We start from the raw sequence: 12,397 nt of genomic DNA on the forward strand, positions 1-12,397 counted from the left end.
ACCGGCAGCGGCGAGCCGCTGCGGTGCGCCGCGAACGCCCACAACCCGAACGCCGCGCCGTACAGAAGCCCGCACAGCGCGAACCCCCACGGCACGACCGCGTTGAAGGGAGGGTACACGTAGCCGTTCTGCACGAACGTGGACAGCGACAGGGCACACACGGCCACGAGGCTGCGCGCGTCGATCAGCCGATCGCGCGCGACGGCGGGGCGAGAAGGCTCGCCGCCGGCGTTCCGCCCGCTGGCGGTCCGTTCCGCATTCCGCATTTCGCCCCCGTTTCTCTACCGTTTACCGTCGAAAACCTACCGTTTGTCCTCGCGTAACGCCAGCGGGGTGACGATCACCCCCGCCTCGCCTCCGTATTGTACCCCGCAGAAGGCGCCCCGCACGCGGGGTGCAGGCAACGGACGGGATTCCCCAACGCAAGGGAGCCCCGCCCGCCTCGAGCGAAGGAGGCATCATCGTATGACGAGTGTCCTGGAAGAAGCCAAAGCGCTGGAAGGCGACATCATCGCCGACCGCCGCTGGCTGCACGAGCATCCCGAAATCGGGTTCGACCTCCCTCAAACGACGGCCTACGTGGCCGAGCGTCTGCGGGAAATCGGTCTCGAACCGGAAGAGATCGTGCCGGGCGGCCTCGTGGCCACCATCGGCGACCCGTCGGCGGGCCGCTGTTTCATGCTGCGCGCCGACATGGACGCGCTGCCCATCAAGGAGGAGACGGGGCTGCCCTTCGCCTCCCCGACCGACTACATGCACGCCTGCGGGCACGACACGCACACCGCCATGCTGCTGGGCGCCGCCCGCATCCTGAAAGGCCGCGAGGCCGAGCTGCCCGGCTGCGTGAAGCTCATGTTCCAGCCCGACGAGGAGGGCTGCGCGCCCGACGAGATCTGCGGCAACGAGGCCATGATCAACGCGGGCGTGCTGGAGAACCCGCACGTCGACGCCGCCACGGCCATCCACCTCATGCCGTTCGACTACCGCTTGGGCGAGATCGCCACGCGCCCGGGCACCGGCTTCTCGTCCATCGACGACATCGACATCGTCGTGCACGGCAAGGGCGGCCACGGCTCGCGCCCGCACCAGCTGGTGGACCCGTTCAACATCGCCTGCCATATCTTCTTCGGCGCGCAGAACCTCATCGCGCGCGAGCTCGACCCGAACGACCAGGCGGTCATCACGTTCGGTGCCATCAACGGCGGCACGGCCGCCAACATCGTTCCCGACGACGTGCACCTGCTGGGCACCCTGCGCACCATCGACGAGGGCACCCGCGCGCATCTCAAGGAGCGCATGGAGGCGATGTGCCGCGGCATCGCGGAGGGCTTCGGCGGCAGCGTCGACGTGCGGTTCCTCCGCGGCGTGCCGAGCGTGTACAACGACCCCGATCTCACCGACGAGCTGATCGGCTACGTGGAGGACCTCACCGGCCGCCCCGTCACCATCCTCGACAAGCCCATCTCGGGCTCCGACGACATGAGCGTCATCTCGCAGGCCGTGCCCACCACCTACTTCGTCATGGGCACCGGCTCGGAGGACGAAGGCGTGCGCTACCCCGTGCACAACTCCCGCGTGGTGTTCGACGAGAGCGTGTTCGTCGAAGGCGCGGCGATGACCGCAACGATGGCCCTGCGCTGGCTGGAAGCCCGAGCGCGCGACGACAAGGAGAACGAGCGATGAGCGAGAGCGAGAACCAGAAGCTGGCGACGGAAGCCGCCGAGGGCGCGCCCGTCGCCGCGGCCCCCGAGCCCGGCGGCAAGAAGAAGCGCAAGAAGAAAGGCGCACCGGACTCCTTCATCATCCTCGTGGCGTGCCTGATCGTCGTGGCGCTCGTCACCGTGGCGATGTCGTTCTTCACGAGCGAGGTAACCGGAGCGTCGTTCGCCGACGTTCTGACCTCCCCGGTGCTCGGCTTCTCGAGCGCCATGCAGGTGTGCGTGTTCGTGCTCGTGCTGGGCGGCTTTCTGGCCATGGTGAACAAGACCGGCGCGCTCGACACCGGCGTCGCCACGCTCGTACGCGCCCTCAAGGGCCGCGAGCTCGTCCTCATCCCCATCCTCATGCTGCTGTTCGGCATCTGCGGCTCCACCTACGGCATGATGGAGGAGACGGTGCCGTTCTACATCCTGCTGGCCGCCACCATGTACGCCGCGGGCTTCGACACGCTCACCGGCGCGCTCGTGGTGCTGCTGGGCGCGGGCGCGGGCTGCATCGGCTCCACGGTGAACCCGTTCTCCGTCGGCGTGGCCACCGCCGCCCTCACCGACATGGGCATCGCCATCGACCAGGGCGTCATCATCGGCTTCGGGCTCGTGCTGTTCGTCATCGCCGAGGCCATCTCCATCTTCTTCGTCATGCGCTACGCCAAGAAGGTCAAGGCCGACAAAGGCTCCACGTTCCTGTCGTTGCAGGAGCAGGAGGAGTCCGAGAAGGAGTACGGCCAGATGGAGGAGGATGCGGAGAACCCGGCGTTCTCGGCCGTCCTCTCCGGCAAGCAGAAGGTCGTGCTCGTGCTGTTCGCGCTCACGTTCGTCGTCATGATCGTCGGCTTCGTACCGTGGCAGAACTTCGGCATCGACGTCTTCATGGCCGGCGGCTCGGTCGACGACCCGGCGGGCGCCTGGAGCGCGGTGCTCACCGGCGTGCCGCTGGGCATGTGGTACTTCAACGAGGCCACGGCGTGGTTCCTGCTCATGGCCATCGTCATCGGCATCTTCGCGCGCTTCGCGGGCAAGGACATCGTGAAGACGTTCCTCGGCGGCTGCGCCGAGATGGTCAGCGTCGCGCTCGTCATCGCGCTTGCGCGCTCCGTCGCCGTCATCATGGGCGAGACGCAACTTGACACGTTCATCCTCACGAACGCCGCGAACGCGCTGTCCGGCGTGCCCGCCTTCATCTTCGCGCCCGCCACGTTCCTGTTCTACTTCGTGCTGTCGTTCGCCATCCCCTCGAGCTCCGGCATGGCCACGCTGGCGATGCCCATCATGGGGCCGCTGACGAACGGCCTGGGCTTCTCGGCCGAGGTCATGGTCATGATCTACGTGGCCGCCCACGGCCTCGTGGCCATCATCACGCCGCTGAACGGCGCCGTGCTGGCGGGCCTCGCGCTGGCGAAGGTGCAGTACGCCACCATGCTCAAGTGGGTGATGAAGGTGATCGTGGTCACCGGCATCGTGCTCGTGGTGGTGCTGACCGCGGCGATGCTCATCATGTAGCCGGCCCCTTGGCGCGCCGCCGCGTCCTCCTTCGCGGCGGCGCATATTCGGGCATCGACCCGTCTTTGCGAGAAAGCGAGCCCCGGCCTGGGCTCGCTTTCTCGCGTTCGGAGGCTGGAGGCGGGAGGCTCTGCGCGGCTTCTGCACGCAAAAACTCTCCCAAATGAGCAAAAAACCGCGACGTGCGCAGCCTTACAACCCTCCCAATGCTTCCAGGGATCGCGCGAACTGGGGAAACGACAGCCGTCACTCGCCAGGGGCGCATTCCGAAGCTCCGAGAGCCTCCCAAAACCCTGCCAACCACCGCACGTCGCGGATTATTGTGCAAAAAAAGGGAATTTCGCTTTCACGCCGACATCGGGAAGCGCGCCCGCACGAAACATGCCGATCATGGTCGACGACGGAAGCGCATAGACTCCCCTCCCCCTGTCACGGCGGCGGAAAGCTAGCGCTCGCGAAGGCTCCCCGTATCGCTCAGCGGTTCCTCGATCGCCGAGTGATCCGAAACGCGAACGGGCCGCCTCTCCGAGCGCTTCGCCGCAGACGCGCAGCGGCGAAGCGACGCGACCGACCTCGGCGCTACCACGATGCGCGGACGCTCGGCGCCTTACAGCCCCTCGTCGGCCGTCGCACCCGCGCCTTTGCCGCCCTCGCGCGCTTCGACGCCCAACAGGTCGAACAGCTCCTGGCGCGTGTGGATGTCGAGCTTCTGGTAGATGTGGCGCACGTGGGCCTTCGCCGTCCCGTTCGCGATGAACAGCTCGCGCTCGATGATGCCCACCGTCTTGCGCTGGGCCAGCAGCAACAGCACCTCCTCCTCGCGGGTGGACAGCTTGTAGGCGCGCGCGACCTCGGCGCAGCGGTCGGCCAGCTCCTGCTTGCGTATCATCGCGGCCGAGTCGGTGCCTCCCGCCAGGAAGTTCGCGCCCCAGCGGCTGGACAGGTCGCGCTCCGAGAACAGGATGGTGGTTGCGGTCACGATGGCCACCACCGTCAACAGCGAGATGAACAGCTCGCCGTTGCCTCCCAGCACGTCGAACGACTGCGCGCCGTCGGCCACGAGCCGCCCCAACCACATGGACACCTGCCGCACGCTGCGCTCGATGCCGAACAGCCACAGGGCCGACACGCCGTAGCGGTAGCAGATGTTCGCCATGATGAGCATGATGAGGACGGATTGCGCCGTGTACCCGGCGGAGACGCAGAAGCTGGCGGCCATACCCTGCACGTGCCCGAGCGTGGGAAGCAGGAACAGCGCCACCACCATGAGCGGCAGCGCCACCCGGTAGATGATGCCGAAGTCGAAGCGCCCGCCGCGCACCGCCACGCCCAAAAACACGAGCACGCCCACCGCCAGCGTCCCCGGCGCGGAATGCGGTCCGAACGCGCCGGCGTACAGCCCGCCCTCCATGAGCCCGTACGCGAACGCGTAGGCCGCCATGAACAGCACCGCCTTCCACGGCACCGAGAACCGCGTCCACGACGTCGAGGGCAGCTCGGCCGTCGGGAGGCTGCCGAACCCGCGGCGCAGCAGCACGAGCGACGCCGCCGGCAGCAGGGACGTCATCACGAACAGCCACGGCAGCATGAACCCGCGGTACACGTACAGCACAAGCGCGCCCACCACGATGGACGCCGAATAGTACAGCGCCACGCGCAAGGGGTTCAGGCAGCCGTACAGCTCGCTCCAGAACAGGATGAGCAAGGCGATGCCGAACCCTCCCAGCAGCGTGGCCGGCACCCCCACCGCCGGCGCGATGCCGGGCAGCCAGCACGACGCGAACATGAGCACGGTGGACGCCGTCAGCGTCGCGGCGCACAGGGCGTAGACGGCCGGCTTGTCGAAGAACGGCCCGATCCTGCGCGCGAGCAGCGTGCAGGCGACCGCGGTCACCACCATGGTCAGGTCGAACAGGTCCCGCCCCGAGAACGCCACTGCGGGGAAATCGACGAACGACCCCACGAACATGATCTCGATCCACGCGCGATACACGCCCAAACCCAAAAAGGCGACCGGCACCGCGATCGCGCCGCAGAACAGCCGCGACCGCCTCCGGACCGGCGCTTCCTGAGATTCTTCTTGATGATCTTCCCGTTCCACCGACATGTCGAGGAGCTCCCCTTCGTCCCGTCAAGCCTCGGGGCGATTATAGACGAAACGCCCCGAACCGAGAAACCGCGCGACGGGTGGTTTTGCATCGTCCGAGCAAAACAGGGGGTTATGCGCGGGGGTTACGATTTTTAAGCCTGCGAATCCCCGTGCGGTCGATGCGCGCATTCCGCCCGCTGCCCTATGGTGGGGCCCGTTCCGCAGGGGACGAACCGCACCGACCGAGGAGGGAATCAACTCATGAGCACCATTTCACGTCGCGACCTGTTCAAATTCGGAGGCGTCGCCGCCGTCGGCGCCGCCGGGGCATCCATGCTGAGCGCGTGCGCGCCGCAGGGAAGCGCCGCCGGCACGGCCGCATCCGCCAACGCGGGCGCCGCGGCCGAGGACGGGCTGCCCAGCTTCTTCGCGAAGCCGGAGCCCATCACCGATATCTTGGAGACGAAGGACTACGACGTCGTGGTCGTGGGAGCCGGCGCCGCAGGCGTGCCCGCAGCGCTGTCCGCCTTCGAGGCGGGCGCGAAGGTGGCGCTGCTGCAGAAGGAGGCCACGGCCATCTCGCAGGGCAACACCTGCGATTCCATCATCCTGGACCAGACCGACCCCGCCGGGGTCGAGGCCGTCGTGTCGCTCATCACGGAGGATTGCTGCCACCGGTCCGATCGCGAGCAGGTGCGCCTCTGGGCGTACAACTCCGGCGAGGCGCTGCAGTGGCTGTGGGATATCGCCCAGAAGGCGGGCGCGCAGGTGGTGGACTCCACCGCGAAGTGGACGGGGCCCATCAAGCAGATCGACGGGTACGACATCACGTACTTTGCCTTCGACTTCGGCCCCAAGCCCTACAACACGGGCAACGGCATGCGCGACATCGCCGACTACGCCGAGCAGCAGGGCGTCGATATCTTCTACTCCACCCCTGCCGCGCAGCTCGTGCAGAACGACGGCGGCGCGGTGACGGGCGTGGTCGCCGAGGGCAAGGACGGCTACATCCAGTTCAACGCGTCCAAAGGCGTGATCATCGCCACGGGCGACTACGAGAACGACGACGAGATGATGGCCTATTACGAAGCGGAGATGGCGAACATCTACCGCAAGGAGCAGAACAAGACCGGCGACGGGCAGAAGATGATGGTATGGGCCGGCGGGCGCATGGAGGACGTGTGCGGCTCGAAGGTGCTCCACGACTTCGACGCCGGCCCAGGGTCGATGGCCGACATGCCCTTCCTGTGCGTGAAGAACGACGGCACGCGCTTCTGCAACGAGAACCGCTCCGAGATGGCCACGATGGGCAACTTCCTCAAAAGCGAGGAAGACCAGGGCTGGTACACCCAGGTGTTCGACAGCAACTACATGACCGACTGCGCCGACTGGCCCGGGGCCCTCATCCCGCCCGAGGCCATGGTGAACTACATGCCCGAGGTCGAGGGCGAGAAGGAAGGCGTGTACGACACGCTCATCAACACCTACGCGGCCGACACGATCGAGGAGCTGGGAGAGAAGCTCGGCCTGACCGACGTCGCCGCCTTCGCGAAGACCGTCGCTCGCTACAACGAGCTGTGCGCGTTGGGCGTCGACGAGGACATGGGCAAGGCGGCGAAGTGGCTCAAGCCCATCGTGACGCCGCCGTTCTACGGCATCCACCGCCGCATCGGCCTGTCCACCATCATCCACGGCGTGAACGTGAACGCCGACATGCAGGTGCTCGACAAGGACGGGGCGCCCATCGAGGGCCTGTACTCCATCGGCAACTGCGCCGGCAACTTCTTCGGCAGCCCCGACTACCCCATGACGGTGCCCGGCCTCTCCCTCGGCCGCTGCCACACGCAGGGCTACGTGGTGGGACGCGCTGTCGCCGGCAAGTAGCCCCGCACCGCCCATCCTCGCGCGCCGCCTCCCCCTCCCGGCGGCGCGCGAAAGCAACGGCCCCCGGCGTGTTCGTCGGGGGCCGTTCTTCGCATCGGGCGCCTGGGGAGGGAAGCGGCGCCCGCTCAGCGAGGAGATGTTACTTCGTCAGGCTGTGGAGCGGGCCGGAGCCGCGCTCGGCGCTCTGCCAGCCCTCGGGCAGCGGCGCGTCGTGGCACTCGTTGCAGGAGAGGGTCGACGTGCCGTCAACCGAGTGGCAGGAGGTGCAGTCGCCGGCCTCAAGGTGCGCCTTGTGAGGATTGAATCCCTCGATGCCGCCGAAGTCCTCGTTCGCCGCATTGATGGTGGTGCGGTCGTGGCAGCTCAGACACAGCTTGTTGGGGTACTCGTCCGCATCGTCGAGCTGTCCGGCGACATGAACGGCCTTGAGCGAGCCAACCGGGTACGATGCCGCATCGGCGCCGCCGTTGCCCGCATCGCCCGAAGGCTGCGAGGGCGCGCATCCCCCCAACGTCGCCGCCAACGCGACCGTCGCCAGCACCGTGCACACCGCCATCAACAGGTTCTTCCTCTTCACGTCAGGCACCTCGGCTTTCCTAGATGTTCGCATGGATGTAGTCAAGACCGAGGATATCCTTGACGGCCAACCAGGCGAAGCACTGGCCATGGCCGATGCCGGAGCCCATGACGTTGGGCGGGTACACGTTGCCGTAGAACGAGCCGGCCGTGTTGCCCGCAGCGTACAGGCCGGGGATGGGCCGCCCCTCCTTGTCGAGGACGCGGCAACGCTCGTCGTTCTTGAGACCGCCGCGCGTCGAGGTCATCGACGAGCAGTGCTTGGATGCGTAGAACGGCGGCGTGTCGATGGGGTTCATCCACAGCGGATCCTTGTAGAAGTCGAGATCCTCGCCGGCCTCGCACAGCTCGTTGTAGCGCGTGAACGTGGCAATGAAGATGTCCTTGTCGAAACCGCAGTGTTCGCACAGCTCCTCGATGGTATCAAACTTGAACGTGATGCCGTTCTCCACGTTCTTGTCCACCTCTTCCTGGGTGTTGGACGCCGTGTAATCCTCCACCATGTAGCCGCCCTCGGGGAACTTCTCCTTCCAGGCGCTGTCCCAGATGCTCCACGCGCAGCCGTCGGGCGTGCAGGTGAGCTTCGGGATGGAAGGCGACTGGAACGGCAGGTTCTCGGCCATGAGGCGACGGCCCGCGCCGTCCACCATGAGCACCGGCAGGTTGGCGACGCCGGCGTAGAAGTGCGTGCCCTCGAACGTGGTGGGCAGCGTGCCGTCCATCATGACGGCCGCGAACGGCCACAGGTCGCCGCAGGCGAACTCGTCCATGTCCGCGCCGATCCACATGCCCATCTTCTGGCCGTCGCCCGTGTCGTTGGTGTTGATGTTGTAGCGGACGATCTTGCTCAGCGACACGTTGTAGTGCGCCATCATCTCGCGGTCGGCGGCCATGTCGCCTGTGGTCAGCAGCACGCCCTTGGAGGCGTTGTACCTCACGTACTCGTCGGACTCGTTCTTGGCGATGACGCCCGTGCACCGCCCGCTATCGTCGCGTAGAAGTTGCACGGCGGGAGCGTTGTAGTGGAACGTGGCGCCCTTCTCAGTGGCGTAGGCCTCCATCACGCCCGTCCAGTCGACGGGGTCCCCCGTGGCGAAGAAGCCACCGTCCTCCTGCGCGAAGAAGATCATCTGGGCGAACGCCTGCCACAGCGGGCTCGCGCCCGGCATGTCCACGCCGTCGTTCGTGATCTTGTAATCGAGCGATGCGGCAGGGATGAGCTGATAGCCTTTCTCGTTGAAGATGCCCTCGAGCCAGTTGACGTAGGGGCCCGAGTTGTCGAACCACAGGCCGTAGGACGACATCCTGCCCTGCACGCCGTTGGTGATGGCCCAGGTCGACGTGATGAACTCTTTACGGTCGGTGGTCAGCCCCAGCTTGGTCTGCACGTCGGAGTTGAAGCCGGCGGTGCACAGGCGGAACAGGCCGTACGTGCTACCCTTCTCAACCACGTGCACGTTCGCGCCGTTCTCGGCCGCCAGCATGGCTGCGGGCAGGCCGCAGATGCCCGCGCCGCAGATGACGATGTCGCAGTCGACGGTTTCGATGATCTCGCTCTCCGGAATGGGATCCGGCGGCGTGAGGAACGCGGGCTGGTTGCTTGCCGCGGACGTCGTCGCAGCCGGTTCCGACGCCGGCTTCGCTTCCTCGGCAGGCGCCTTGGTCTCGGCCTCCGGCGAGCCGCTGCAGCCGGCAAGCCCAAGCGCTGCGCCCGCGCCCACCATCGCCGCTCCGGTCAGGAATCCTCGACGGGATATTCCCTGTTCGTGCAGGTTTTCATGGTCGTGCATGATGTCCCCTTTCCTCGCTGGTACTTCCTGGGGCCGCCAATCGCTCGCAGCGCTCGGCCCGATGACGATCCTATGCGCCCGACCCCGGGTTAAGGAATCGGTAATCTTGCGGGGCGAGGGGCATTTCGCTGACCGAGGGCGCTAACCCCCGCTAACCCCTGTACGGGTTAGCGCTTTATCCCTAGCTGAATCATCCGTGATGGGATACCGTCGTGAAGAAAGCTTCTGGAGGGGAGTGCGTATGGGGAACGAGCGACGTTCGAGCGTCATCGCGAAGCTGCGAAGCGCCTTGGTGAGCACGCGGGAGAAAATCGTAGCGGACGGGCTGTTCGTCGGCACGTCGTGCACCATCGCGCTCGTGTCGTACACGCACTATACCCCCGCACTCGCCCACACCTCGCCCGAAGCGTTGTCGTTCTCCGACGTGACATGCCTGTTCGGCGCGCTCACCTCGCTCGTGCTGCTCACCTTCTCGAGACGCGATCGACCCGCTTTCGCGCAACCGGCCGTCATCTGGATCTCAAGCGCCTGCGTGCTGGCCAGCATCCTCGCGCTCGCGCTCTTCCCCGCCCTGTCGTACCTCTCCCCCCTGCTGATCGCCTTGGTGGGCGGAGGCGTGTTCGGCATCTACCTCTCCGTCGTGGCCGTATGCTGGCTGTGGGTGTACGCGCACCACAGCGCGGCCACCGTCATCTGGAACGTCGTATTCTCCGCGTTGGTCGGATCGATCATGCTGTGGTTCATCGTAGGCATGGACACGCCGCGGGTGGCGTGCAGCCTCGTCGCACTGCTGGGCATCGGCGCCTACACGCTGACGAAACGCATGCGCCTTCTGCAAGGCTCCCGCCTCGATCAGTCCTCGCTGAGCACCGAAGGGCACACGCCCGCACACATCATCGTCGGCACGTTCCTGTTCAGCTACGCCTTCATGGTCTCGCTGTCCTTCGCCGGGCTCGAGCACTTCTCCCTCGCGTTCTCGGCCATCGTCATCCTCATCCCCTTCTTGCTGGTCAGCGTGCTCATGCTCTCCTTCAAACGGCTCACTGCCCTGTCGCTGCTCAACGTCGCCGTGCCCATCGTCGTGACCGCCACGCTGTCGGCATCGTTCCTGGATCTCAATCCCGTGGTCACGTTCGACCTCGCCCTCATCGGCATCCTGCTGTTCCTCGCGTACGCGGTGGTGCTCCTGTGCGCCATCACCGAGAAGACCGACGCGCACGCATACCGGGCATTCTCGACGCTCATGTTGAGCTACTTCGGCGGATGCATCGTCGGCAGGGCGGTCGCGGCATGGGCGATGTCCGAATCGGCACGCGTGCACGACGTCATCGTGCTGTCGTCGGTGCTCGCGGTGCTCATGGCCATGTTCCTCTGCATCCGCAACGGATTCATGCCCAAGCAGCTGATCGCCCTGTTCGACCCCGACCGGACGAACGAGAAGGATGGCTTGAGCGACGAGCAGGCGGCGCGCTTGACGCAGGTGTCCGCGCGATGCAACCTCGGCAATCGCGAGCACGAGGTGCTCGAACTGCTGTTGCGGCAGAAGACCGCCAGCGAGATCGCGACCGAGATGACCATCGCCAACGGCACGGCGAAGTCCCACATCCGCCACGTGTACAAGAAGCTCGGGGTGCACAGCCGCGAGGAACTGTTCGAGCTGTTCGAGCGATAAAAAGCAACGGCCCCGGATGTCCGGGGCCGTTGGCGTTACTTCTTGTCGGGGCGCTTCTTGCGCTTGCCCTTCGGGGGCTTCGGCGCGCTCTTCGCGGCGGTCGCGCCGTGCGGCTCCTCGACCGTCGGCTTCTCCGCCGCGGCCCCGACCGTCGGGGCAGCCGTCGGGGCGGCCGTGGCCTTGACGGCCTTCTTGCCCGCGAGCGCCGTCGCCATCGCGTTCGGGTTGCCGAACTCGAAGCGACCCACCTCGGGCCCGAACTTCTTCACGAGCTTCTGGTAGCGCGGCTCGCGCGTCTTCCACATCGCGTACAAGGGCGACGCCACCGCGATGGACGAGTACGAGCCGCACACGAGGCCGATGACCATGGCGAACGCGAAGTCCTTGAGCGTCTCGCCGCCGAACAGCAGCATGGCCAGCACGGGGATGAGCGAGGTGAGTGTCGTGTTGATGGTGCGCACGAGCACCTGGTTGATGGAGTGGTTCGCCATCGTCATGAACGTGCACTTGATGTCGTCGGACTGCATGTTGTCGTTGATGCGGTGGAACACGACCACCGTATCGTACAGCGAGTAGCCCAGAATGGTGAGCAGCGCAGCGATGGTGTTCGGGTTCACCTCGCGGCCCACGAGCGCGTACACGCCCATGACCAGCACGAGGTCGTGCAGCAGCGCCACGATGGCGGTGACGCCCATCTTGTATTCGAAGCGGATGGCGATGTAGATGATGATGAGCACGATGGACACGAGGAACGCGATGAGCGACGACTGGATGACGCTGGCGCCCCAGTCGGGTCCGATGGTGGTCACCTCGAAGCTGTCGGTGGACAGCCCCAGCTTGTCCGCCACCTGGTTCGCGCGCTGCGTGGCCTCTTCGGCGCTCGTGGTGGTGGTGCGCACGAGGAAGCCCTGGTCGCCGTCGGCGGTGGTGGTCTGCACCACGGCGTCGGGCTCGCCCGCCTCGTCGAAGGCGCTGCGCATCTGCTCGGTGTTCACGTCGCCCGTGCTGTGGAACGACACCGACGTGCCGCCCACGAACTCGATGCCGAAGTTCAGCCCCTTCACGCCCACGATGGCCAGCGACACGCACACCAGAACCGCGGCCACGCCGAGGAACACGCGGCGGTAGCCCAGGAAGTTGATGTCGTGCTTGATGAACTTGCCGCGGG

At 66.3% G+C, this 12,397-nt stretch carries 9 protein-coding genes; 4 read left to right on the forward strand and 5 right to left on the reverse strand.

The genetic code is table 11. The features are described from left to right. Positions 1–266, reverse strand: a 266-nt coding sequence (locus tag HMPREF1023_RS15650; RefSeq protein WP_035578368.1) for a hypothetical protein, incomplete at its 3' end; no start/stop codon positions are given. 199 nt (positions 267–465) lie between these two features. On the opposite strand from HMPREF1023_RS15650, the gene HMPREF1023_RS04000 reads away from it, so the two are divergent. Continuing rightward, on the forward strand, positions 466–1,683 hold the full coding sequence (locus HMPREF1023_RS04000; RefSeq protein ID WP_009304871.1) for a M20 family metallopeptidase: 1,218 nt from the start codon (positions 466–468) through the stop codon (positions 1,681–1,683). Beyond that, complete coding sequence (locus HMPREF1023_RS04005; protein ID WP_009304872.1) at positions 1,680–3,218, forward strand: YfcC family protein; 1,539 nt, start codon at positions 1,680–1,682, stop codon at positions 3,216–3,218. Before HMPREF1023_RS04000 ends, HMPREF1023_RS04005 begins: the two co-directional genes overlap by 4 nt. 607 nt (positions 3,219–3,825) lie before the next feature. Here the strand turns inward: HMPREF1023_RS04005 and HMPREF1023_RS04010 are convergent. After that, the gene (locus HMPREF1023_RS04010; protein ID WP_009304873.1) at positions 3,826–5,325 is read right to left on the reverse strand and encodes a LuxR C-terminal-related transcriptional regulator; all 1,500 of its coding nucleotides are present in this window, start codon (positions 5,323–5,325) and stop codon (positions 3,826–3,828) included. 243 nt (positions 5,326–5,568) lie between these two features. Here HMPREF1023_RS04010 and HMPREF1023_RS04015 point away from each other — a divergent pair, with 243 nt between their 5' ends. Then, a complete protein-coding gene (locus tag HMPREF1023_RS04015; RefSeq protein ID WP_009304874.1) occupies positions 5,569–7,191 on the forward strand; it encodes an FAD-binding protein in 1,623 nt (540 codons plus the stop codon). A gap of 139 nt (positions 7,192–7,330) precedes the next feature. On the opposite strand, the gene HMPREF1023_RS04020 is transcribed toward HMPREF1023_RS04015, so the two are convergent. Both HMPREF1023_RS04020 and HMPREF1023_RS04025 read right to left on the reverse strand, forming a co-directional pair. Next, the gene (locus HMPREF1023_RS04020) at positions 7,331–7,768 is read right to left on the reverse strand and encodes a cytochrome c3 family protein (RefSeq protein WP_227100913.1); all 438 of its coding nucleotides are present in this window, start codon (positions 7,766–7,768) and stop codon (positions 7,331–7,333) included. A gap of 19 nt (positions 7,769–7,787) precedes the next feature. Continuing rightward, positions 7,788–9,557, reverse strand: a complete 1,770-nt coding sequence (locus tag HMPREF1023_RS04025) for an FAD-binding protein (protein WP_009304876.1) — start codon at positions 9,555–9,557, stop codon at positions 7,788–7,790. A gap of 241 nt (positions 9,558–9,798) precedes the next feature. Between HMPREF1023_RS04025 and HMPREF1023_RS04030 the strand changes: the two genes are divergently transcribed. Beyond that, positions 9,799–11,229, forward strand: coding sequence for a LuxR family transcriptional regulator (locus tag HMPREF1023_RS04030; protein ID WP_009304877.1), 1,431 nt, complete (start codon positions 9,799–9,801; stop codon positions 11,227–11,229). Positions 11,230–11,264: 35 nt separating this feature from the next. Here the strand turns inward: HMPREF1023_RS04030 and secF are convergent. Then, on the reverse strand, positions 11,265–12,397 hold a 1,133-nt coding region (gene secF, locus HMPREF1023_RS04035; protein WP_009304878.1), incomplete at its 5' end, for a protein translocase subunit SecF.

It is taken from the genome of Eggerthella sp. 1_3_56FAA, from assembly GCF_000185625.1.
GTDB classification, from domain to species: Bacteria; Actinomycetota; Coriobacteriia; order Coriobacteriales; family Eggerthellaceae; genus Eggerthella; species Eggerthella lenta.

Coding starts and splice junctions, on each gene's coding strand:
- HMPREF1023_RS04005 (WP_009304872.1), top strand. CDS start 1,680: ATGAGCGAGAGCGAGAACCAGAAGCTGGCGACGGAAGCCGCCGAGGGC.
- HMPREF1023_RS04015 (WP_009304874.1), top strand. CDS start 5,569: ATGAGCACCATTTCACGTCGCGACCTGTTCAAATTCGGAGGCGTCGCC.
- HMPREF1023_RS04025 (WP_009304876.1), bottom strand. CDS start 9,557: ATGCACGACCATGAAAACCTGCACGAACAGGGAATATCCCGTCGAGGA.
- HMPREF1023_RS04000 (WP_009304871.1), top strand. CDS start 466: ATGACGAGTGTCCTGGAAGAAGCCAAAGCGCTGGAAGGCGACATCATC.
- HMPREF1023_RS04030 (WP_009304877.1), top strand. CDS start 9,799: ATGGGGAACGAGCGACGTTCGAGCGTCATCGCGAAGCTGCGAAGCGCC.
- HMPREF1023_RS04010 (WP_009304873.1), bottom strand. CDS start 5,325: ATGTCGGTGGAACGGGAAGATCATCAAGAAGAATCTCAGGAAGCGCCG.